The sequence below is a fragment of the Reyranella sp. genome (assembly GCF_965228225.1).
Lineage (GTDB): Bacteria > Pseudomonadota > Alphaproteobacteria > Reyranellales > Reyranellaceae > Reyranella.
In genome coordinates, this window is record NZ_OZ245801.1 from 1,673,023 (window position 1) to 1,693,382 (window position 20,360).

Sequence of the window (20,360 nt, forward strand, 5' to 3'; positions counted from 1 at the left end):
GTTTGATCTCCACGCTGCCCGTATTTGCCGCCCGCTATCGGTGATTGGAAGAAGCGCGAGCGCTGTCGATCGGAGCCACGGCAAAGCCGTTCTGCCTGTGGCGACGCTCGGGATCGAAACTCGTCAGCAGGCGCATGAGGCACAGCGTGGAAATGAGCAAGGTGATGAATAGCATTGTCTGGCGTCCCGTCATGGCTCGTGATGGCATGCGCTGCGTGCGGATATCCAGGAGTTGCGCGAGGAGTCATGCTGCAACCTGTGTCTACTGGTATTCGCGAAACATGCGGAAACGCAATAGTCCGCCGCCGCCGATTTGTATCTGCGTATGTCCGCAATGGATGTCGTTACCCGACGTTACAAAGGCGGGCTTTGTACGCGAAAGCCGACGCCCCACATTGCCTGGAATGCTTCGAATCGCGTTGATCATGCTCATGAACGAGCGGGGAAAGTACATTGGCATCGTCGCGGCCTTGTCCTTCACGGCCTTCATGATGGTGCAGCAGCCGGCAATATTCCTCGGCATCCTGTCGCGTAGCACCGCTGTGATCACCGAACTCCCCGTGGTGGACCTCTGGGTGGTGGATCCGAAAGTCGAGAATGTCGACGACGCCAAGCCCTTGCAGGATACCCAGCTCTACCGGGTGAAAGGCATCACGGGTGTCGCCTGGGCGGTGCCGCTGTTCCGCGGCTCCATCAAGGCCCGTCTCGCCGACGGCAACTATGTCGCCTGTCAGATCATCGGCATCGACGATGCGAGCCTGATCGGCGGGCCCGTCCAGATTTCACAAGGCGCTCTGAGCGACCTGCGCAAGAGCGACGCGGTTCTCGTGGACAAGGCGAGCGCGAATGGCCGGCTCGCGCAACCCAGTGGCTCGGGTCCACCGACACCGGTCGGCATCGGGTCGACGCTCGAACTCAACGACAAGCGGGCGACCATCGTCGGGTTTCATCAGGGAACGCCCGGCTTCCAGTCGCAGCCGGTCATTTACACGACCTACGCCCGCGCGAAGACCTTCCTGTCGTCGGAACGCAAGATTCTCTCGTTCATCCTGGTGAAGTTGAAGGACCCGGCCGATGCGACGCGCGTCGCGGCGGACATTCGCAAGTATACCGGGCTTGCGGCCTACACGAGCAGGGAGTTCCGCAATCTCAGCCGCGAGTTTTTCCTCTTCAAGTCGGGCATATTCCTGAACTTTGCGATCTCGTCGATCATCGCCTTCGCGATCGGCGGCGGCATCGCCGGCCAGACCTTCTACAATTTCACCCTGGATCACCTGCGATATTTCGGCGTGCTCAAGGCGATGGGGGCCAGCAACGGGCTCCTTCTCGCGATGATCGCTCTGCAGGCATTGACGGCAGCCATGCTCGGCTTCGGAATCGGCATCGGCGCTGTCAGCTTCTTCGGCTCGAGCGGCAATGCCGGACCCATCGCGTTCGAACTGAACTTCTGGCTGGTTGCGGCCGGCGCGGGGGCGGTGGTGACCGTCAGCCTGCTGGCCGCCGCAATCAGTGCGCGTCCCGTCATGCGTCTCGAGCCGGCGACGGTGTTCCGTGGCTGAGCCGCAGGTCGCCATACGCTGCCGGGGACTGACCAAGTCGTTCGGCGAGGGCGAGGCGCAGGTGAAGGCGTTGCGCGGCGTCGATCTCGACGTGCCATTGGGCGAGCTGCTGATGCTCGTTGGGCCATCGGGCTGCGGCAAGACAACGCTTATCTCGATCATCGCTTCAGTGCTGGACCATGATAGCGGCGATTGCGAGGTGCTGGGCCGCGATCTGGCGCGCCTGAACGCCCGGGAGAAGGCGAGACTCCGGCGAGCCGATATCGGATTCGTTTTCCAGGCCTACAATCTCATACCGTCGCTCTCGTCGGCCGAGAATGTCGCGGTCCCGCTGCTCCTCAACGGAGTCGGTCGTCGCGAGGCACTGGCCAAGGCCGAGCGCGTTCTGGAAAGCCTGGGGCTTGGCGGGCGCGGCGGCGGCAGACCAAACGACCTTTCGGGCGGCCAGCAGCAGCGCGTCGCCGTGGCGCGGGCGCTCGTGCACGAGCCACGGATTCTGGTGTGCGATGAGCCCACCAGCGCGCTCGACGAAAAGACCGGGGACACGCTCATGCGGCTCCTCCGTGAAGTCGCCCTCCGGGAGGGGCGCGCCCTCGTCATCGTCACGCACGACAACCGGATCTTCAAGTATGCCGACCGTATTGCCACGATGAACGACGGCCGGATCGTAAGCATGGATTCCAGGGTATCATGAATAACAGGCTCAACCTGCTGCTTCGATTGGCCATTCCGGCGCTGGCCGTGGCCGGACTCGCCTTCGCGCTCGTCATTGCGACGCGGTCAAGCCGTCCGGCCGCAATCGCCGAGATCGTCGCGCAGCCGGCCCAGGCGCCATATGACTCCTACATTGCCGGTGCCGGGTTGATCGAGGCGGCCAGCCGCAATGTGGAGCTCGCAACTCCCGTCTCCGGTGTGGTGGAGCAGATTTTCATAAAGGTGGGCGACAAGGTCCAGGCAGGGCAGCCGCTGTTCCGGATCGAGGGCGCCGACGCAGAGGCCGATCTGCGGGTCAAGGACACGGCTGTCGCATCGGCGCAGGCAAAGGTGAGGGAAGCGGAGGTGACGCTCGAGGATTATCGCCAGCAGTTGCGCAACGTCGAGCGCCTCGACACGCGGGCGGTCAGCGGCGAGGAGACCGCCAAGCGTCGCGCCAACGTGGCGATCTATACCGCCAGGCTGAACCAAGCTACCGCCGATCTCGAGAATGCCAATGCCCAGCGCGACAGCGCGCGTGTCGCCATCGAGCGCCGCATCGTGCGCGCGCCGCTGGCCGGCGATGTGTTGCAGGTCAATGTGCGCAAGGGCGAGTTCGCCGCCGCCGCCGTGAACGCCACGCCGTTGGTGCTGCTGGGAGAGACCAGTCGCTTTGCGGTACGCGTCGACATCGACGAAAACGACGCCTGGCGCATGAAGGCGGGAGCGGAGGCACGTGCCGCGATCCGCGGTAACAGCGACCTCGCGACCGACCTGCAGTTTGCCTATATCGAGCCTTACGTTAAGCCCAAGACGTCGCTCACGGGTTCGAGTACCGAGCGAGTCGACACGCGCGTTCTCCAGGTCGTCTATACGTTCGATCGCAACAACATGCCCGCCTATATCGGGCAGCAGGTCGACGTCTTCGTAAAGGCGCCGCCCCTTGCGAGCAGCACTGGAGCCCGGCCGTGAGGTCCCTTCGGTGGCTCGTCGCAGCCGGTCTGGCCGCAATGCTGGCGGGGTGCATGGTCGGGCCCGACTACACGAAGCCCGACATCTCCACGCCGCAGACCTGGACCGAGGCGTCGACGCCCGGCGGTATCTCGGCCGATGCGAGATGGTGGGATGCTTTCCAGGACGACATCCTGGCCAAGCTCGTGCAGGAGTCGACGGCCCAGAATCTCGACGTCGCCCAGGCGGTGGACCGTCTCGCCGAGGCCCGGGCCAACCTGGGCGCCACGCGGTCGGGGCTGTTCCCGACGCTGGATGCGAGCGCCTCCGGGACGGCCTCCCGCGGCGTCAGCTACGGCGTCGCCGGAAACAGCATGAACAGCACCTCGGTGTCGACGTCGAGCGATACGTCCGTCTCCACTTCGGTGTCCACCAGCGTCGGTATCGACGCGAGCTGGGAGCTCGATCTCTGGGGCAAGACGCGACGGTCGGTAGAAGCCTACAAAGCCGAAGCGGAGGCGGCGGAAGCAGACGTACGTTCAGCTCGTCTGTCCGTCGTAGGTGACGTCGCGAAGGCCTATGTCGACCTGCGCACGGCACAGAAACGCATGCAGGTGGGCGAGGCAGCGGTTGGGCGTTATCGCGACACGCTGGTACTCACCCAGGCGCGGCTCAACGCCAACCTCGTCTCGGAGTCCGATGTCTTCAAGGCCAAGGGCTCGCTGGCCGCGGCCGAGGCCAATCTCCCACCACTGCGTTCGGCCGCGGCCGAGGCGCGGCACAAGCTCGCCGTGCTGATGGCCCGATCGCCCACCGATCTCGACTCCTGGCTCGGCATCGGCGGGGCGCTGCCGCGCTTCCAGGGCGCGATCGACACGGGCATCCCGGCGGACCTCCTGCGCCGCCGTCCGGACGTGGTTAAGTCCGAGCGCAAGCTGGCTGCGGCGACAGCGCGCATTGGCGTGGAGCAGGCGAAGCTGCTGCCGGCCATCTCGCTCACCGGCAATATCGGCGCCAGCCAAACCAACATCGGCGGAGTTTCGATCGGCGTGCCGGGGACCTGGTCGATCGGCCCCTCGATTACCATGCCGATCTTCAATGCCGGCAAGCTGGGCTACCAGAAGGATGCGGCCGTTGCGCAAGCCAACCAGGCGGCCGGTGCCTATCGCGCCTCCGTACTGGCGGCACTCCAGGACGTCGAGAATGCCTTCGCGAACTATCGCGCCGACCGGCAGAAGGTCGTCACCCTGGCCACCGCCGTCGCGAACTACGGCCTGGCCCTGAAGCTCGCGAAGGATCTCTATAGCCGGGGCCTCACCAGTTTTCTCGATGTCCTCGAAGCCGAGCAGTCGCTCTACAGCAATCAGGATTCGCTGGCTGTGGTGGAGGGCCAGGTGCTGAAGGACATCGTTGCGATCTTCAAGGGCCTGGGCGGCGGTTGGTAGCGAGCGCTGGTGACTTTGACGTCACAGGCGAGAGTTGATGGCGATCCGGTCCAGCACGGGCAGGATGTATTCGCGGAACCTGGCCGGGTTTTCGCTCATCGGGAAGTGGCCCAGCTCCTTCATGACCTGCACTTGCGCGCCGGGAATTTGCGACGCCGTGCGCAGCGTGTCCTCCGTGGTGCAGGAGAAGTCGTATTCCCCGGTCAGCAGATAGAGCGGGCAGACCTTGGTGTCGATCGACTTCACCTTCTCGCGCAGGTCGCCGTCGACCCGATAGAAATAGAGATCGCCTTTGAAGATGCCGGGCCCGCCCTGCATGTACATCCACAGCGTCTCGTGGCGACTCACGGGCGGACTTTGCGGCGCGATGAGGCCGGAGATCAGCGCGGCGCAGACTTCGCCGCCATGGACGTCGGGACGGTGCAGCCAGGCCGTGTCGTACCACGGCTGCTGGAAATCGGCGGCTTCGAGCGCCACCAGGGCACGGAACTCCGCGGCGTGTTCGATCGCGAGGTTGAGCACGATGCGGCCGCCGATGGAGCAACCCATCACCACGGGCCGGTCGAGTTCCAGGGCCTGACAGAAGGCGCGGATGGCGGCGGTGTATGACGCCGTCGTCAGCCGATACTCGGTCTTCTCCCAGCCGTCCGGTGGCGTCGATTTGCCATGCCAGGGCATGTCGAACGCGATCACGCGAAACCGGCTGGTGATCTCGGGATCGGCCATGAGATGCCGGAACTGGCGCCCGTCGGCGCCGGCCGTGTGCAGGCACACCAGGGGGATCCCGGTCCCGGCTTCCTCGAAGTAGACGCGATGCGGCATGCCGTCGATGTCGAGGCGCCCATAGCGGCCGATCATGGGATCGAGAACGGGCGCCATGTCAGGGGGCCTCCGGCAGGCGGCGGGGCAGGGCGAACAGGTCCTTGAAGACCTGCAGGTTCTGCAGCAGGGGCCGCAGGTCGCCTTCCAGTGAAGCGGCGCCGCGCTTGGTGAGCGCGAACAGGTCGTGCCAGCCCGGTTCAGGCATCTTCTGCCAGTGATTGCGCCAACCTTCGTCAGTGCCGCGCACGGTGAAGGCGGTTGAGCGCATCAGGCGCGGTCCGCGATCGAAGGAGACGAGGGCACCGTCCTTGAAGCTCATATGGAAAGGCTCGCTGCCGATGTCGATCCTGCACTCGACGTTCAGCCAGCGGCCGCGTCGCAGCAGGTCGGCATCGGCAGACAGAAGGTCGGGCAGCTTCGCGAAACAATCTGCAGGGATCATTCCTGCAGTATGTACTCGATCGTCGACCCGTCGGAAGCCTTGAATGAGGCCTTCACCCAGCGGCCCCGGTCGTCGAACCACTGATCCATCTCGACATCGCCGGTATAGGAATAGCGCGTCGCCTCCAGGGTGCCGTTGGCGGTCTTGATGGTCTCGCGCCCCCTGGGCGTTATCCGGACCTTTGCGAGCGCGCCGTTCTGGCTGTTGAGCATTGCCGACTGTTTGACCTGGTTCAGGTTCCAGTGGGTCGACGGAAGCGTGCCTGCCGGGAGTGTCTCCTGCTTGGCGCCGCCCTGCTGAAAACCGACATCGTTGGCCGTGAGCTTCGGCGCGGCGCCGCCATCGCGCACGACTGCGACGCCGCCGGCCTCCTGCCGGGCCTTCACGCCGTACTTGGTGCCGTTGTCGTCGGTCTGGGTCGAGATCGATTCGAACGTGTTGCCGTTCCAGACCTCCTGACCACGATGCAGGTAGCGATACATTGTCAGGCCGAGCGCCTTGACCGCAAAGTCGATCGAAGTGGTCACGACACGCTTGTCGCCATTTTGCTGGAAGGTGAGCGTGTGCGTACCGATTCGCTCGCCGTTGCGGAAAGCGGCGAAAACATGGCTTTGGCCATACGGCAGGTCCTGCGCGGCCAGTGCTCCTGCCGAGCCGCAGAATCCCGCTGTCATCAATACAAGCAATAGGCGTCGCATCATGGGTCAGCTCCTGAGCCTTTATACGCCCGGAGAGGCCCCCGGATCAGCCCCCTCAGACGACGCGGTCGGCCCTGAGCCGTGCGATATCGTCGGCCTTGTAGCCCAGCTCCTGCAGGATCTGGTCCGTATGCTCACCAAGGGTCGGCGCGCGGCGGCGAATGGTCAGCGGTGTGCGGGAGAGCTTCACGGGTTCCTGCAGGACTGGGACGCCCATCTTGGCGCCCGGATAGTCCATCGAGTGGAAGAAACCGGCTTCTTTCACATGCTTGTCGTCGAGCGTCTGCTGCGGCGTGTAGACCGGGCCGGCCGGAATGCGGTTGGCCTCCAGCGCGGCCAGGGCCTCGGCGACGGTGCGCGTGTCGCACCATTTCTGCATGATCGCCGACAGGGCCTCGCCGTTGTCGCCGCGCGCGAGATCGTCCTTGAATCGCGGGTCGGACGCCAGGCTCTCGTCGCCCATCAGCTTGCACCAGCGCACGAACAGCGGCTGGCCGATCGTCATGGCGTAGATCCAGCCGTCCTTGCATTTGAACGTGTCGGACGGTCCCGCGGTGAAGCCTCGGTTGAGCGTGGCGATGCGGTTGAGGTCGAGCATGGCCTGCTCGATCAGGTGTCCGTTGGTGATGTTGATGGCCGTGCGCAGCAGGGCGGTCTCGACCTTCTGGCCCTTGCCGCTCTTGCCGCGTTCCATGAGCGCGGCGAGCACGCCCACGGTGTTGAGCAACGCCGTGCCGAAATCGACGAAGGGGGCGTTCATGCGGGTCGGCGTCTCGCCGTCACCCGAGAGGTGCATGGCGCCCGACATCGCCTGGCCGATCGTGTCGAAGCCGACGCGTGTCTTGTAGGGGCCCTCCGAGCCAAAGGTCGAGGTGGTGGCGAGGATGATGCGCGGATTGATGGCGGAGAGGCTCTCGTAGTCGATGCCCATCTTCTGCAGGTCTTCGTAGGGCAGGTTGGCGATCACCACGTCGGAAGCCGCCACCAGCTTCTTTACGATCTCGCGGCCTTCGGGCTTCATGGGATTGAGGGTGAGGCCGAGCTTGTTGCGGCCCATCTGGAGGAACATGGCGCCTTCGCCGCCCTCGACGACCGGGGTCACCCAGCGATCCTCGCTGCCTTCGAGCTTCTCGACTCGGATCACCTCGGCACCGAGATCGGCCAGCATGGTGCCGCAGAACGGGCCGGCGATGTAGCGGCCGAAATCGAGTACGCGGATGCCTTCAAGAACGCCTGACATTGCTTCTGCCTCCCTTGCGCCGGCCCTTGCGGGCCGCGGCTGCGACGGAGCATTAGCAGAGGTCGGAGAGCGGTTCTATTCCGCGGCCGGATCCGTTCCGCTCGTGGGGGGCAGGGGCTTCAGTCGAAGAAGGTGTTGGGCTTCAGGAAGATCGCCAGCATGAGGCAGCCTTCGTCGGTCCAGGCATCGTGGCGGCTGCCGGCGCGCCGCCAGACATAGTTGCCGGCCCGGCAGACGCCGGCATGATCGGCGAACGATCCTTCGAGCACATAGGTCTGTTCGATGGCGAAGTGCTCGTGCGCGGGCAGGCGGGCACCCGGTGCCCAGCGCATCAGCACGGTCGAAAGTCCCGTCTCCTTCTGCTCCATCAGGATCTTCCACTCGACCCCGGGGAAGCGGGTCGGCTGCCAGGGCACCCCGGCGACGTCGACATAGGTTGAGTCCGGCACGATGCCGGCCAGTGTCTCGACGTTCATGCGCGACCTCTCGCTGTGGAGTGACTGGGACGCAGACGCTAACGCAGACGCTACCATCAAAATGCAAAGGGCCCCGAAGCGCAAGCTTGGGGCCCTTTCAAGGTATTGGAGGAGGGCGTCAGCCCTCCTCTTCGACGAATGCTTCTTTTCGTGCCTTCTTGAAGCTCGGTATGGACATCAGAAGGAGCAGAAGCGCCGTCGTGATGAGCAGGCCCAAGCTGATCGGACGCTCGAGGAAGACCATGGGGTCGCCGCGCGAGAGCAGCATGGCGCGGCGGAAGTATTCCTCCATCTGCGGTCCCAGGACGAGACCCAACAGGAACGGGGCACCTTCGCAGCCGAGACGGACGAAGATGTAGCCCAGCACGCCGAAGACGGCGACCTGCATGACGTGGAACGTACTGTTCTGCAGACTGTAGGCGCCGATGCAGCAGAAGAGCAGGATGGCCGGCGCCAGGAAGCGGTACGGTACCGTCAGCAGCTTCACCCAGATGCCGATCATCGGCAGGTTGATGATGACCAGCATGGCGTTGCCGATCCACATTGAGGCGATCATGCCCCAGAACAGGTCCGGCTTCTTGGTCATGACCTCGGGGCCCGGCTGGATGCCCTGGATGATCATGGCGCCAACCATCAACGCCATCACGGCGTTGGACGGGATGCCCAGCGTCAGCATCGGGATGAACGAGGTCTGGGCGGCGGCGTTGTTCGCCGCCTCGGGCGCCGCGACGCCTTCGACCGCGCCCTTGCCGAACTTTTCCGGATGCTTCGAGATCTTCTTCTCGAGCGTATAGGCCGAGAAAGCGCCGAGGGTCGGCCCACCGCCCGGCAGCACGCCGAGGGCCGCTCCCAGGAAGGTGCCGCGCAGCGCGGCGGGAATCGCCCGCCTGATTTCATCTGCGGTCGGCCAGAGCGAGGTCACCTTGATGGTGCCTCCGCCTCGGGTGAGATGCTTCTCGAGGTTGACCACGATCTCGGCGATGCCGAACAGACCCATCGCGATCGGCGCGAAGTCGATGCCGTCGCTGAGTTCCGGAAGGTCGAAGGTGAAGCGCTGGGCGCCGGTGTTGACGTCGGTGCCGACCAGGCCGAACAGCAGGCCGAGGAAGACCATTGCGATCGCCTTGGTCACCGAGCCGCTGGCCAGGATGACGGCGGCGACGAGGCCGAGCGCCATCAGCGAGCAGTAGTCGGCCGGGCCGAACTTTTGCGCCATTCGGGTGAGCGGTTCGGCGAACATGACGATGATGATCGTGCCGACGGTGCCGGCGAAGAACGAGCCGACGGCCGAAATCGACAGCGCCGCACCCGCACGACCGTTACGCGCCATCTGGTAGCCGTCGAGGCAGGTCACGACCGAAGACGATTCGCCCGGCAAATTGACCAGGATCGACGTCGTCGAGCCACCATACGCCGCGCCGTAATAGATGCCGGCCAGCATGATCAGCGAGGCCGTCGGCGGCAGGTGGAAGGTGATCGGCAGCAGCATGGCGATGGTCGCCACGGGGCCGATGCCGGGTAGGACGCCGATCAGCGTGCCGAGAATGCACCCCAGCAACGCATAGGTCAGATTCTGGAAGGAAAGGGCGACGCTGAAGCCGAGCGCGAGATTGTCGAGAATCTCCATCTCACCACACTCCGCGCAGGACGTAGATATTCATGCCCAAGCCGACCTTGAAAACGAGGGTACAGAGGACGGCGAGGGCCACGATGAGGCCGATCACTTCGGTGAGCTTGAATTCCTCGCCGGCCAGCGACGCGATCGTGACCAGCACGATCAGGGCCGGGATCAGACCCGCACGCTCGAAGAGGAGACCGAAGCAGACGATGCCGATGGTCACCAACGTGATCGGCTTCCACTTCGGCCGTTCGACCGGCTCGCTGCCGTTCACCACGGCGAGGATGCAGACCAGCGCACCCAGTCCCAGCAGGATCAGGGAGAGCATCCGCGGCACATAGCCGGGTCCCATGCGAACGGGCGTCCCGATTGCCAGTCTTTGCCCGACATATAGTGCGAGTAGGCCGAAGCCAATGAACATCAGCCCGGACAAAAAGTCCTTGCTTAGGAATCGATTCAACGATGCCTCCCCAGAAACGCGTAGCCTGCAATGTGTTGTTGGGTCCGAACCCCTGGACCGCCAACAGCTAAACACATTTCGGCCGCTTTGCCCAAGTGCCAAGTGCAATACAAGTGCTAAGTGCACTATCTCAGCAGCAGACGGACTGCGATTACGGCCAGGCAAAGAGCGAACAAGCGCCGCAGCAGAGAGACCGGCGCCCTTGCGGACCAGCGGGCCGCGACCGGCGCGACAAAGAGCGCAGGGAGGGACAAGGTCGCAACGCAGAATACCGCGACATCGCCTAGCGCATCGGCCGGACGGCCCGGAACGTCGTTGTCCATCTGAAGGAAAACCAGCGTCGCGGGTGCGGCGATGATGAGATTGAAGAGCGCGCCCGCCCCGATCGCGCGCTTGATGGAAAATGAGAAGAGCGTCAGCACCGGTGTGCTCAAGGTTCCGCCCCCAACGCCGACGGCGGCCGCGAGTCCGCCCACGAGGGCGGGCGACACCTGGGAGAGCAGACCTTTCGGCTCGGACTGCCCAATGATGAGGCGATCGCCCGCTGCCATCTTCAGCGCGAGTGCAGCGGCGACTACGGCGAACAGGGTGGTCAGGACTCGGGTGGGCGCGAACGGGCTCACGGCCAGACCGACGATTGCGCCGGCCATCAATGCCGGCAGCCAGGCCCGGACCAGTTCGCGGTCTATCGACCCGGCACGCCAATGGGCGGCCGCTGCCGTGATCGAGGCGATGAGAATGCTCGCTTGGGCCGTACCCACGGCGAGCGGGACGGCCTGCGGTTCGGCAACGCCCTGAAACTCGAAGATTTCCAGCAGGATCGGGACAGCCACGATGCCGCCGCCTACGCCCAGCAGCCCGGCCAGCAAGCCAATGAGAATGCCTGTCCCCAGCAGCGCGGCCCAGGCGGCCGGCGGATAGGCAGTGAGCAGCGATTCCACCCGTCAATGTCCCCGTTGGTCGATATTGCATGCGTCCCGGGGGACGAGCAAACTCCTGGCCAATGTGAACGGTCGTTCAGGAGGTTTTCGGGTGTCAAGGCGAGGGGACGACTATATCGGCACGATGGCGGTGCAGGAAAAGCATCGGTTCGACGAGCCGTCGCTCGGCCGCTTCATGTCCGCCCATGTGGATGGATTCACGCCTCCGGTGCGGGTCGAGCAGTTCAAGGGGGGCCAGTCCAACCCGACCTACCGGCTGACGGATGGCGCCGGCCGCCGCTACGTGCTGCGGCGGAAGCCACCGGGCAAGCTGCTGCCGTCGGCTCACGCGGTCGACCGGGAGTTCCGGGTGATCTCGGCCCTCAATCGCACCGATGTGCCGACCCCCCGGGCCTACGCGCTGAGCGAGGACGAAAGCGTCGTGGGCACGCCTTTCTACATAATGGAATATTGCGACGGCCGGGTCCTGTGGGATCCGCTGCTGCCGGACGTGCCGAAAGAGGGGCGACAGGACATCTACCGGGCCAAGTTCGAGGCGCTGGCGCGCCTTCACCGGGTCGATTATGCCGCCCTCGGACTGGCCGATTTCGGGCGGCCCGGCAGCTACGTCGCCCGCCAGATCTCGCGCTGGGGCAAACAATACAAAGCGTCGGAAACCGAGAAGATCGAATCGATGGACCGGCTGTTCGACTGGCTGCCGGCCAACCTGCCCACGAACGACGAGACGGTGTTGGTCCATGGCGACTATCGCCTCGACAACATGATCTTCCACGCCACCGAGGCGCGGGTGCTGGGCATCATCGACTGGGAAATCTCGACGCTGGGCGATCCGCTGGCCGAGCTTTCCTATCTCTGCATGCTCTGGCGCACGCCGAAGGACTGGGGGGGCCTGCTGGGCCACGATCTCGACGAGCTCGGCCTGCCGACCGAGGCGGAGATGGTCGACTATTACAGCACCCTGTCGCAGCGCGCCGTCCCCGAGACCGCGCTCTGGGAGTTCTACATGGCCTATAATCTCTTCCGGGTGTCCTGCATTCGCCAGGGCGTTTATGCACGGTCGCTCGACGGCACGGCGGCCAACGTGCGTGCGGCCGAGTCCGGCAAGCTGGTGAAGCCCGCCGCCGATCTCGCCTGGGAGATCGTTCGCAACATGTCCGGAGCCTCGCGATGAGCAAACGCAAAACGGTCCTCGTCGACGAGGAGTCGACGGCGGCGGTGGCGGAGCGCGAGGCGCGCCCGCCGGTCGAGGCGATCCGCGCGGCAGCCTTTGCGCAGTTCGCGGAGCGCGGCTATCCGGTCGTCACGGTGCGCGACATCATGAAGGCCTGCGGACTGACGCAGGGCGCGCTCTACAATCACTTCAAGTCCAAGGACGAGTTGCTGCACGACATCATCGCCTCGACCCAGGGCGAACTGGAGCGGCTGTGCCAGCAGGCCGTGGCCGGCGCGGGTGGCGATCCGCGCGCCGAGCTCGCGGCCTTCGTGCGGGTCTATGTCATCCGGCATTGCCGCCTGCGCATCGAGGCGCTGGTGGCGAACCGCGAAATCGGATGGTTGGACACGGCGCGCGTGGCCGACATCCGGCGCAGCCGTCGCGCCATCCGCGACATCGTCGTGACGATCCTCAGGCATGGGGTCGATAAAGGCGTGTTCGATCCGCCGCGCATCGACGGAAAGCACGATCTCAAGGCGATGGCCATGGCGCTGCTCGACCAGTGCACCCATGTTTCGATGTGGTACGGTCCGGGCGGCGATCTCACCGAGGAACAGATGGCGAAGCTCTATACCGACATGGCCTTGCGCATGGTCGGCGCGGCGCCGCAGCCTGCCTGAGCAATCTGGAGCAGCAGAGTATGTTGATTCGCGTCGCGGCCCTGGTTGCGTTGCTGGCCTCGCTGATCGGCTGCACGGCGGACTCCGGCGCCGTGCCGCCGTCCGGTCGCAACCCCTCGATGGCGGTCGCGCCCGGAGACGTTCCGGCGGCGCGCTGGCATGCCGTGCTGATCGCCGGCGACAATAACAGCCCGTCCTTCGACAATGGCATCGACGCCTTGCGCGACAAGCTGGCGGCACGGGGCGTGCGGGACATCCGCCTGCTCACCTCCGATCCCGGGCGCAATCCGACGGCCGAGGTCGCCAGCGCCTCAAACGTCTCGAGCGCGCTCCGCAATGCCGGCGGAGCGGAGGCTTGCCTGGCCTTCATCACCAGCCACGGCACCGAGGCCGGCGTCGTGCTGCGCCAGGCCAACGGCGTCGTCCGGCCGAGCGCGCTCGACAATGCCCTGGACGCGGGCTGCGGGACGCTGCCGACGGTCGTGGTCGTCTCGGCCTGCCACAGCGGCGTCTTCCTGACACCGGCCATGCGCCAGCCCAACCGGGTCGTGCTGACGGCCGCCGCGGCCGATCGCGTAAGCTTTGGCTGCGGCGCGGGCGACCGCTTCACCTATTACGACCAGTGCCTGCTGCAGCAGTTCGATGGCGCCACCACCTGGGGCCAGCTCGCCCAGGCCACGCGGAGCTGCGTGCAGAACCTCGAAAAGAGCATGGGAATCCGCACGCCCTCTCTGCCGCAGATCTTCGTCGGATCCGCGGTCGCCAACCTTCGCCTGCCGGGGCGCTAGATTCGTTCCAGCGCCAGGTCGCGCAGGCGGCTGCGCTGGATCTTGAAACCGTTGGGCGAGGGCGTCTTGGGGAAGTCGTCGATCGCCAGGACGCGCATCGGCACCTTGTAGTTGGCCAGAGCGTGCTTGCAGTGTGCGATGGCAGCGGCCTCGTCGAGCGTCGCGCCGGGCGCGAGGATCACGAAGGCGACCGCGCGCACCCCGTCCGGGCGCGGCACAGCAATGGCCTGGCAGGCGGCGATGCCCGGCAGCGTCTGCAGATGGGTCTCGATCTCGAGCGGATTCACCAGGAAGCCCGAAAGACGTAGCACGTCGCCCATGCGGCTCAGAAAGGTGAAGCCGCCCTGTCCGTCGAGCTCGGCGAGGTCGCCGGTGCGGACATAGCCGTCGGCGGTCACGGTCTCGGCGGTGGCTTTGTCGTCACCGTAATAGCCGACCATCAATGACGGGCCGGCGCATTCGAGCGCGCCGGGCTGGCCGACGGCCAGCAGCTCACCGGTCTCCGGATCGCGGATGCGGACGTGGCCGAGCGGCGAGGTGGGAACGCCGCCACCCTTCTTGCGGCGAGCCACCTCGGAGTCGATCGGCTGCAGGGAATAGAGGGCCTGCACCTCGCTCATCCCGTAGAGTCCGCAAAGCCGCAGGCCGCGCTGGTCCGCGGTTTCCGCGATGTCGTCCAACGACGCGTTGAAGGCGGCGTAGCCCGCCCATTTCACCGAGGGGAAGGGGCGGTCGCCGGGCACTGCGTCGAGCAGGCGGGCGAACATGTCGTCGCTGCCGAACAGGGTTGTCGGCCTGTGTCGCGCTATCAGTCGTGCGATCTCATCGATCTCGGAGGACTCGACCAGCACGCAGGGCATGCCGGCTGCCAGTGTCGCCATGGTCTGGTCGAAGCCGTAGACACCGCAGAGCGGCAGGATCGAGAGCGACAGTGTGTCGGGCGCGGTGAGGCCGAAGGCGCGCGCGACCTGCTGGGCGTGGCTGGCGATGGCGCCCTGGCGGTGCAGAACGAACTTGGGCGCGCTGGTCGTGCCCGAGGTCGTGAAGATGTTGCAGGGGGCGCTCGCCTTCGCGTTGTTCAGGCCGAGCCGGGGCCGCGACAGCAGGCGCTCGAAGGGCACGCGCCGCAGCCGTTCGATGGCAGCCGGGATCGAGGCGGGCTCGTCGCCCACCGTGACGATGGCCGTAAGCCTGTCGAGAGCCGCGGGCTCGACATCGGCCAGGATGGAGAGGAAGTCGATCCGCCGGAATCCGGGCGCGCAGGCCAGTACCTTGGCGCCGGAGCGGCCGACGATGTCGGCAACCTCGACGGCGCGATAGCGCGTGTTCACCGCGACGGCGATGGCGCCCAGCCGGATGCAGGCGAGATAGAGGATCGGATAGGCCGGCACGTTGGGCAGCCACAGCGCCACGCGATCGCCCGGGCCGACGCCCAGGTCGGCAAGCCCTTGGGCGGCGCGCCGCGCGCTCTCGGTGAGTTCCAGGAAGGAAATCGCCCGATCGCCGTGCAGCAGGGCCGGCGCGTCGGGAGTTTGCTCTGCGATGGCGGCGACGAGCGTCCAGACATCGGGGGCGGGTTGGGCGAGAGGCATGCGCGCGGAGACTACCCGAAGACCGTTTCATCACAAGCGGGTCACCTTGACCCGGCACGCCGCTTGCCTAACGCTCGCCATTGGGGATTGGGAGTCGTGATGTTCCGTCGAAGCCTTTTTGCCGCGCCGCTCGTCCTGGCCGCTGCGTCGGCGCGTGCCCAGCAATGGGTGCCGAAACAGCCGATCAAGATCCTGGTCGGTTATGCGCCCGGCGGCACCGCCGACATGGCCGCCCGCATCGCGGCGGAGACGATCCAGCGTCAACACGGCTACACGGTGATCGTCGACAACAAGACGGGGGCCGGCGGCTTCATCGCGCTGAAGGCCGTGGCCCAGGCGCCGGCTGATGGCTACACGGTGGGTATCGGCATCATGGGCCAGCTTGCGGTCGGCCCGGTGGTGCCGGGATCCCAGATCCCGCTCGATCTCGACAAGGAGCTGACGCCGATCTGCAATCTCGTCGGCGTGCCGATGGCCCTGATCGTGCGCGTCGATGCTCCTTTCAAGACAATTCCGGAATTCGTTGCCTATGCGAAGGCCAATCCCGGCAAGGTGAGCTATGCGTCGACCGGCCTCGGCTCGACCAATCAGCTTGGCGCGGAATTTCTCGCGGCCGAAGCGGGTGGCCTGAAGCTGATCCATGTTCCCTATCGCGGCGGCGCGCCCGCCATCGCCGACGTCGCGGCCGGCAACGTCGACGTATTCTTCGGCAACGTGTCGGAACTGATCGGCCAGGCGCGCGGTGGCAAGGTGCGGGTGCTCGCGCTCGCGGCGACGAAGCCGACGCCGCTCGCCCCCGAACTGCCGCTGCTCACGAAGGACATTCCGGCCCTCGACATCAACAACTGGTTTGGCCTGATGGGGCCGGCAGCCCTGCCGGCCGACATCAAGGCGGCGCTCGCCAAACTGTTCATCGACGCGATCGCGGACCCCAAGAATACCGAGACGCTGGCCAAGCAGGGGCTGGAGCCGATCGGTCAGGGACCCGAAGCTTTCGCCGCGTATATCGTGAAGGACCGCGAGCGTTGGGCCAAGGTCGCCAAGCAGGGCAATGTAAGAGCCGAATAGCAAAGGAAGAGTAATGAGTGCGCCGCTTTCCCTCGGGATCGACATCGGGGGAACTTTCACCGACCTCGTCATTCATGATCCGCGCACCGGGCGGGCCGTTATCTGGAAGGAAAGCACGACACCGGACGATCCAGCCCGCGGGGCGCTCGAGGGTACGCGGCGCGTGCTGGAGAAGGCGGGCGCCAGGCCGCAGGAGATCGGCCGCGTCGTTCATGCCACCACGTTGTTCACCAACGCGCTGATCGAGCGCAAGGGTGCGAAGACGGGTCTCCTCACGACGGCCGGTTTCGGCGACGTGCTGGAGATCGCGCGCGAGCGCAAGTACGAGCTCTACGATCTCTTCATCGAGATGCCGAAGCCGCTGGTGCCGCGGCCGTGGCGGCGCGAGGCGAAGGAACGACTGGCACCGGACGGCACGATCGAGATCGCGCTCGATGTCGAGGCGGCGCTGGCCGAGGTCGCCGATCTGGTGGAGCAGGGCGTGGAGAGCCTCGCCATCTGCTTCCTGCATTCCTATGCCAATGCCGCGCACGAACGCGCGATCGGCGCCGCGGTGGCCGAGCGCTTCCAGAACCTGTCGATCTCGCTGTCGTCCGACATCGCGCCGGAGATCCGCGAGTATCTGCGCGCCAGCACGACGGTGGCCAACGCCTATGTGCGGCCGCTGGCCGAGATCTATCTGGAGCGGCTGGAGCAGGCGCTGCGGGACGAGGGCATTCCGGGCGGGCTGTTCCTCATGTTGTCGAATGGTGGCCTCACCCATGTGAGCGAGGCCAAGCGGGCGCCGGTGCAGCTTCTCGAAAGCGGGCCTGCGGCCGGCGCGCTGGCCGGCGCCTGGTTCGGACGCAATGCCGGGCTGGAGCGCGTCCTGGCCTTCGACATGGGCGGGACGACCGCCAAGCTGGCCCTGGTCGACGATGGCGAGCCGCTGGTCGCCTGGGGCTTCGAGGCGGCGCGCGAGAAGCGCTTCCTGCGCGGCTCGGGCCTGCCCATGCAGATCGCCACGGTGGAGCTGATCGAGATCGGCGCCGGCGGCGGCTCGATCGCGCACAGGAGCGATCTCGGCACGCTGAACGTCGGACCCGAGAGCAGCGGCGCGCAGCCGGGACCGGCCTGCTATGGTCGCGGCGGCACTGAGGCCACGGTTACAGATGCCGACCTGACCCTGGGCTATCTCAATGCCGACTTCTTCCTGGGCGGCGCCATGAAGATCGACGCGGTGGCGACGAATGCCGCCTTCGGAAAATTGGCCGCCGCCTTGGGCGTCGAGCCCGGCCGCGCGGCGTTCGGCGTGCACGACGTGGTGAACGAGAACATGGCCGGTGCGGCGCGCGTGGCCATCGCCGAGCGCGGCCGGGTGCCCTCCGAGTATGCGCTGCTGGCGACGGGCGGGGCGGGCCCCGTCCATGCCTGGCACGTGGCACGCAAGCTGGGCGTCAGCCGCGTCGTCTGCCCGCCGGGCGCGGGCGCGGGCAGCACCATCGGCATGCTGATGGCGCCGGCGCGCGTCGATCGTGTGGCGAGCTTCACGACCGCGCTGGCGGGTGCCGATCTCGCCGCCGCGGATAGCCTCTTCGCCGGTCTCGAAAAGGAGGCGCTGGACGTGCTGCACCTGACCGGCGCCGACGTCGAGAACCGGACTGTTCGGCGCCTCGCAGACATGCGCTACATCGGCCAAGGCAGCGAGATCACCGTCGTGCTGCCGCAGGTCCTCGACGAGGCTGAGGTGAAGACCTCCTTCGAAGCTGCCTACAAGGCGCTGTTCGCGCGCACGCCGCCGGGTGCGGCGATCCAGTTCGTGGCCCTGCGCCTCTCGGTCAGCGCCCCCATGCCCGGCACCGGTGGCAAACTCGAATTGCCGCGACATGCTTCTGCGGGAGCGCTCAAGGGCACGCGGCCCGTGTTCTTCCCCGATGAAGGCAAGACGCTCCCGACGCGTGTCTGGGACCGCTATGCCCTCGAACCCGGCGTCAGCATCGACGGGCCCGCGGTCTTCGAGGAGAACGAAAGCACCTTCATCGTCGGGCCGAATTCCACGGCCCGGCTGCTGGCCGACGGCTCCATCCTGGCGGAGGCAAACTGATGTCGCGCACTTTCGATGCCATCGAACTGGAATTGCTGTGGCGCCGGCTGATCTCGCTGGTCGACGAGGCGGCGGCGGCCATGGTGCGCACGTCGTTCTCGACGCTGGTCAGGGAAAGCTACGACTTCTCCTGCGTCGTGACCGACGCGTCGGGCCAGTCGCTGGTGCAGGCGAGCGAGAGCATCCCGAGTTTCATCGGCACGCTGCCCGAGACCGTGAAGCACTTCCTGCGTCACTTTCCGGAGGATCAGCTCTCGCCGGGCGACGTGCTGATCACCAACGACATCTGGCTGGGGACCGGCCATCTGCCGGACGTCACGCTGGCCAAGCCCATCTTCCGCAACGGCAAGCTGATTGCCTTCAGCGCGACGACCGCGCACGTGCCCGATATCGGCGGCAAGATCCGCAGCCCCGAGCCGCGCGAGGTCTTCGAGGAGGGGCTGCAGATCCCGCCGATGAAGATGATGGCGGCCGGCAAGACCGACGAGACGCTGGTGGCGCTGATCCGCAAGAACGTGCGCACGCCGGACCAGACGATGGGCGATCTCTACGCCCAGATCGTGGCGCTCGATCTCATGGAAGACCGCCTGCTGGTCCTGATGGAGAATTACGGCCTGCCCGATCTCACGGATCTGGCGCGCGAGATCCAGGGGCGCTGCGAGGCGGCGATGCGGGCGGCGATCCGCGAACTGCCGGACGGCACCTATCGCAGCGAGCTGAAGACCGACGGCATCATGGACAAGCCCATCACCATCAAGATGGCGCTCACCATCAAGGGCGACGAGATCCTGATCGATTTCGCGGGGACCGACGCCCAGGTCGATCGGGCGATCAACTGTGCCCTGTGCTACACCAACGCAATGTGCATGTATGGGGTGAAGGTCTGCACCAACTCCAACCTGCCCAACAATGAAGGCGCGTGGCGGCCGATCACGCTCACCGCGCCGCCGGGCTGCATCGTCAATCCGCAATTTCCCGCGCCGGGCGGTTCGCGCATGCTGATCGGCCACTACATCCCGATGCTGGTGTTCGGCTGCCTGGGCCAGATCGTGCCCGAGCGCGTGATGGCCGCCTGCGGCTCGCCGATGTGGGGGATGAACCAGTCGGGCGTGCGGGAGGGCGGCAAGCCCTACGCCAACATGTTCTTCTACAATGGCGGCATGGGCGGCAACACGCAGAGGGACGGAGTCACTTGCCTCTCGTGGCCGTCGAACGTCAGTTCGACCTCGATCGAGATCAGCGAGCACATCGCGCCGCTGCGTTTCCATCACAAGAAGCTCCGTCCCGATTCCGGCGGCGCCGGCCGGCACCGCGGCGGGCTGGGACAGGAGATCCTGATCGAGAGCCGCAGCGAGACGCCGATCGCCGTTTCCTTCCTGGCCGAGCGCACCATCTTTGCGGCCTTCGGCATCGAGGGCGGCAAGGACGGGGCGCCGGGCGAACTGCGCATCAACGGCGAGAAGACCGACCCCAAGAAGCAGTACGTGCTGAACAAGGGCGATACGGTCTCGCTGGGCACGCCGGGCGGCGGCGGCCATGGCGATCCGAAGCTGCGCCCCGCGGCGGCACTCGCCGCCGACGTGGCGGCCGGCTACGTCACGGCGGTGGCGGACTATCAGGGCGACGACTGAGCGGCCTGCCGTCTGGAAAT

General features: G+C 66.0%; 19 protein-coding genes. 10 read left to right on the top strand and 9 right to left on the bottom strand.

What is annotated here, in order from left to right:
- Nucleotides 1-152: 152 nt before the first annotated feature.
- From ACO07K_RS08030 to ACO07K_RS08045, 4 genes are read left to right on the top strand one after another with little or no spacing between them, the layout of a single operon-like run.
- On the top strand, nucleotides 153-1,559 hold the full coding sequence (locus tag ACO07K_RS08030) for an ABC transporter permease (protein ID WP_422036639.1): 1,407 nt from the start codon (nucleotides 153-155) through the stop codon (nucleotides 1,557-1,559).
- The gene (locus ACO07K_RS08035) at nucleotides 1,552-2,253 is read left to right on the top strand and encodes an ABC transporter ATP-binding protein (RefSeq protein WP_422035395.1); all 702 of its coding nucleotides are present in this window, start codon (nucleotides 1,552-1,554) and stop codon (nucleotides 2,251-2,253) included. Before ACO07K_RS08030 ends, ACO07K_RS08035 begins: the two co-directional genes overlap by 8 nt.
- Entirely contained in the window at nucleotides 2,250-3,224 is a 975-nt protein-coding gene (locus ACO07K_RS08040) for an efflux RND transporter periplasmic adaptor subunit (RefSeq protein ID WP_422035396.1), read from the top strand. The genes ACO07K_RS08035 and ACO07K_RS08040 overlap by 4 nt, the downstream gene beginning before the upstream one ends.
- Nucleotides 3,221-4,648 (top strand): efflux transporter outer membrane subunit, encoded by a 1,428-nt coding sequence (locus tag ACO07K_RS08045; protein ID WP_422035397.1) that lies wholly within the window; start codon nucleotides 3,221-3,223, stop codon nucleotides 4,646-4,648. Before ACO07K_RS08040 ends, ACO07K_RS08045 begins: the two co-directional genes overlap by 4 nt.
- A gap of 21 nt (nucleotides 4,649-4,669) precedes the next feature.
- On the opposite strand, the gene ACO07K_RS08050 is transcribed toward ACO07K_RS08045, so the two are convergent.
- From ACO07K_RS08050 to ACO07K_RS08085, 8 genes are all read right to left on the bottom strand, one after another.
- Nucleotides 4,670-5,527, bottom strand: a complete 858-nt coding sequence (locus tag ACO07K_RS08050; protein ID WP_422035398.1) for an alpha/beta fold hydrolase — start codon at nucleotides 5,525-5,527, stop codon at nucleotides 4,670-4,672.
- Nucleotide 5,528: 1 nt separating this feature from the next.
- Nucleotides 5,529-5,912: a hypothetical protein gene (locus tag ACO07K_RS08055; RefSeq protein WP_422035399.1), complete on the bottom strand. Its 384-nt coding sequence runs from the start codon at nucleotides 5,910-5,912 to the stop codon at nucleotides 5,529-5,531.
- The gene (locus ACO07K_RS08060) at nucleotides 5,909-6,613 is read right to left on the bottom strand and encodes a DUF6134 family protein (RefSeq protein WP_422035400.1); all 705 of its coding nucleotides are present in this window, start codon (nucleotides 6,611-6,613) and stop codon (nucleotides 5,909-5,911) included. The genes ACO07K_RS08055 and ACO07K_RS08060 overlap by 4 nt, the downstream gene beginning before the upstream one ends.
- Before the next feature lie 52 nt (nucleotides 6,614-6,665).
- On the bottom strand, nucleotides 6,666-7,850 hold the full coding sequence (locus ACO07K_RS08065; protein ID WP_422035401.1) for a CaiB/BaiF CoA transferase family protein: 1,185 nt from the start codon (nucleotides 7,848-7,850) through the stop codon (nucleotides 6,666-6,668).
- Between the two features lie 119 nt (nucleotides 7,851-7,969).
- On the bottom strand, nucleotides 7,970-8,326 hold the full coding sequence (locus ACO07K_RS08070) for a cupin domain-containing protein (RefSeq protein WP_422035402.1): 357 nt from the start codon (nucleotides 8,324-8,326) through the stop codon (nucleotides 7,970-7,972).
- Nucleotides 8,327-8,444: 118 nt separating this feature from the next.
- Nucleotides 8,445-9,953 carry a tripartite tricarboxylate transporter permease gene (locus ACO07K_RS08075; protein WP_422035403.1) on the bottom strand — a complete coding sequence of 503 codons (1,509 nt, stop codon included), beginning with the start codon at nucleotides 9,951-9,953 and terminating at the stop codon, nucleotides 8,445-8,447.
- A gap of 1 nt (nucleotide 9,954) precedes the next feature.
- Entirely contained in the window at nucleotides 9,955-10,365 is a 411-nt protein-coding gene (locus ACO07K_RS08080) for a tripartite tricarboxylate transporter TctB family protein (RefSeq protein ID WP_422036640.1), read from the bottom strand.
- 164 nt (nucleotides 10,366-10,529) lie between these two features.
- Nucleotides 10,530-11,345: a sulfite exporter TauE/SafE family protein gene (locus ACO07K_RS08085; protein WP_422035404.1), complete on the bottom strand. Its 816-nt coding sequence runs from the start codon at nucleotides 11,343-11,345 to the stop codon at nucleotides 10,530-10,532.
- A gap of 124 nt (nucleotides 11,346-11,469) precedes the next feature.
- Here ACO07K_RS08085 and ACO07K_RS08090 point away from each other — a divergent pair, with 124 nt between their 5' ends.
- The 3 genes from ACO07K_RS08090 to ACO07K_RS08100 are packed head-to-tail and all read left to right on the top strand — an operon-like array spanning nucleotide 11,470 to nucleotide 13,966.
- Nucleotides 11,470-12,516: a phosphotransferase family protein gene (locus ACO07K_RS08090; protein ID WP_422036641.1), complete on the top strand. Its 1,047-nt coding sequence runs from the start codon at nucleotides 11,470-11,472 to the stop codon at nucleotides 12,514-12,516.
- Nucleotides 12,513-13,178, top strand: coding sequence for a TetR/AcrR family transcriptional regulator (locus tag ACO07K_RS08095; protein WP_422035405.1), 666 nt, complete (start codon nucleotides 12,513-12,515; stop codon nucleotides 13,176-13,178). Before ACO07K_RS08090 ends, ACO07K_RS08095 begins: the two co-directional genes overlap by 4 nt.
- Nucleotides 13,179-13,198: 20 nt before the next feature.
- Nucleotides 13,199-13,966 (top strand): C13 family peptidase, encoded by a 768-nt coding sequence (locus ACO07K_RS08100; protein ID WP_422035406.1) that lies wholly within the window; start codon nucleotides 13,199-13,201, stop codon nucleotides 13,964-13,966.
- On the opposite strand, the gene ACO07K_RS08105 is transcribed toward ACO07K_RS08100, so the two are convergent.
- Complete coding sequence (locus ACO07K_RS08105; RefSeq protein WP_422035408.1) at nucleotides 13,963-15,558, bottom strand: AMP-binding protein; 1,596 nt, start codon at nucleotides 15,556-15,558, stop codon at nucleotides 13,963-13,965. The two genes, ACO07K_RS08100 and ACO07K_RS08105, sit on opposite strands and share 4 nt — an antisense overlap.
- A 99-nt stretch (nucleotides 15,559-15,657) precedes the next feature.
- On the opposite strand from ACO07K_RS08105, the gene ACO07K_RS08110 reads away from it, so the two are divergent.
- The 3 genes from ACO07K_RS08110 to ACO07K_RS08120 are packed head-to-tail and all read left to right on the top strand — an operon-like array spanning nucleotide 15,658 to nucleotide 20,340.
- Nucleotides 15,658-16,626 (top strand): Bug family tripartite tricarboxylate transporter substrate binding protein, encoded by a 969-nt coding sequence (locus ACO07K_RS08110; RefSeq protein ID WP_422035409.1) that lies wholly within the window; start codon nucleotides 15,658-15,660, stop codon nucleotides 16,624-16,626.
- Nucleotides 16,627-16,639: 13 nt separating this feature from the next.
- Nucleotides 16,640-18,709, top strand: a complete 2,070-nt coding sequence (locus tag ACO07K_RS08115) for a hydantoinase/oxoprolinase family protein (RefSeq protein ID WP_422035410.1) — start codon at nucleotides 16,640-16,642, stop codon at nucleotides 18,707-18,709.
- Nucleotides 18,709-20,340, top strand: coding sequence for a hydantoinase B/oxoprolinase family protein (locus ACO07K_RS08120; RefSeq protein ID WP_422035411.1), 1,632 nt, complete (start codon nucleotides 18,709-18,711; stop codon nucleotides 20,338-20,340). The genes ACO07K_RS08115 and ACO07K_RS08120 overlap by 1 nt, the downstream gene beginning before the upstream one ends.
- The last annotated feature ends 20 nt before the right edge of the window (nucleotides 20,341-20,360 follow it).

Coding starts and splice junctions, on each gene's coding strand:
- ACO07K_RS08075 (WP_422035403.1), bottom strand. CDS start 9,953: ATGGAGATTCTCGACAATCTCGCGCTCGGCTTCAGCGTCGCCCTTTCC.
- ACO07K_RS08105 (WP_422035408.1), bottom strand. CDS start 15,558: ATGCCTCTCGCCCAACCCGCCCCCGATGTCTGGACGCTCGTCGCCGCC.
- ACO07K_RS08070 (WP_422035402.1), bottom strand. CDS start 8,326: ATGAACGTCGAGACACTGGCCGGCATCGTGCCGGACTCAACCTATGTC.
- ACO07K_RS08080 (WP_422036640.1), bottom strand. CDS start 10,365: ATGTTCATTGGCTTCGGCCTACTCGCACTATATGTCGGGCAAAGACTG.
- ACO07K_RS08110 (WP_422035409.1), top strand. CDS start 15,658: ATGTTCCGTCGAAGCCTTTTTGCCGCGCCGCTCGTCCTGGCCGCTGCG.
- ACO07K_RS08060 (WP_422035400.1), bottom strand. CDS start 6,613: ATGATGCGACGCCTATTGCTTGTATTGATGACAGCGGGATTCTGCGGC.
- ACO07K_RS08090 (WP_422036641.1), top strand. CDS start 11,470: ATGGCGGTGCAGGAAAAGCATCGGTTCGACGAGCCGTCGCTCGGCCGC.
- ACO07K_RS08115 (WP_422035410.1), top strand. CDS start 16,640: ATGAGTGCGCCGCTTTCCCTCGGGATCGACATCGGGGGAACTTTCACC.
- ACO07K_RS08065 (WP_422035401.1), bottom strand. CDS start 7,850: ATGTCAGGCGTTCTTGAAGGCATCCGCGTACTCGATTTCGGCCGCTAC.
- ACO07K_RS08100 (WP_422035406.1), top strand. CDS start 13,199: ATGTTGATTCGCGTCGCGGCCCTGGTTGCGTTGCTGGCCTCGCTGATC.
- ACO07K_RS08120 (WP_422035411.1), top strand. CDS start 18,709: ATGTCGCGCACTTTCGATGCCATCGAACTGGAATTGCTGTGGCGCCGG.
- ACO07K_RS08030 (WP_422036639.1), top strand. CDS start 153: ATGAGCAAGGTGATGAATAGCATTGTCTGGCGTCCCGTCATGGCTCGT.
- ACO07K_RS08055 (WP_422035399.1), bottom strand. CDS start 5,912: ATGATCCCTGCAGATTGTTTCGCGAAGCTGCCCGACCTTCTGTCTGCC.
- ACO07K_RS08095 (WP_422035405.1), top strand. CDS start 12,513: ATGAGCAAACGCAAAACGGTCCTCGTCGACGAGGAGTCGACGGCGGCG.
- ACO07K_RS08040 (WP_422035396.1), top strand. CDS start 2,250: ATGAATAACAGGCTCAACCTGCTGCTTCGATTGGCCATTCCGGCGCTG.
- ACO07K_RS08050 (WP_422035398.1), bottom strand. CDS start 5,527: ATGGCGCCCGTTCTCGATCCCATGATCGGCCGCTATGGGCGCCTCGAC.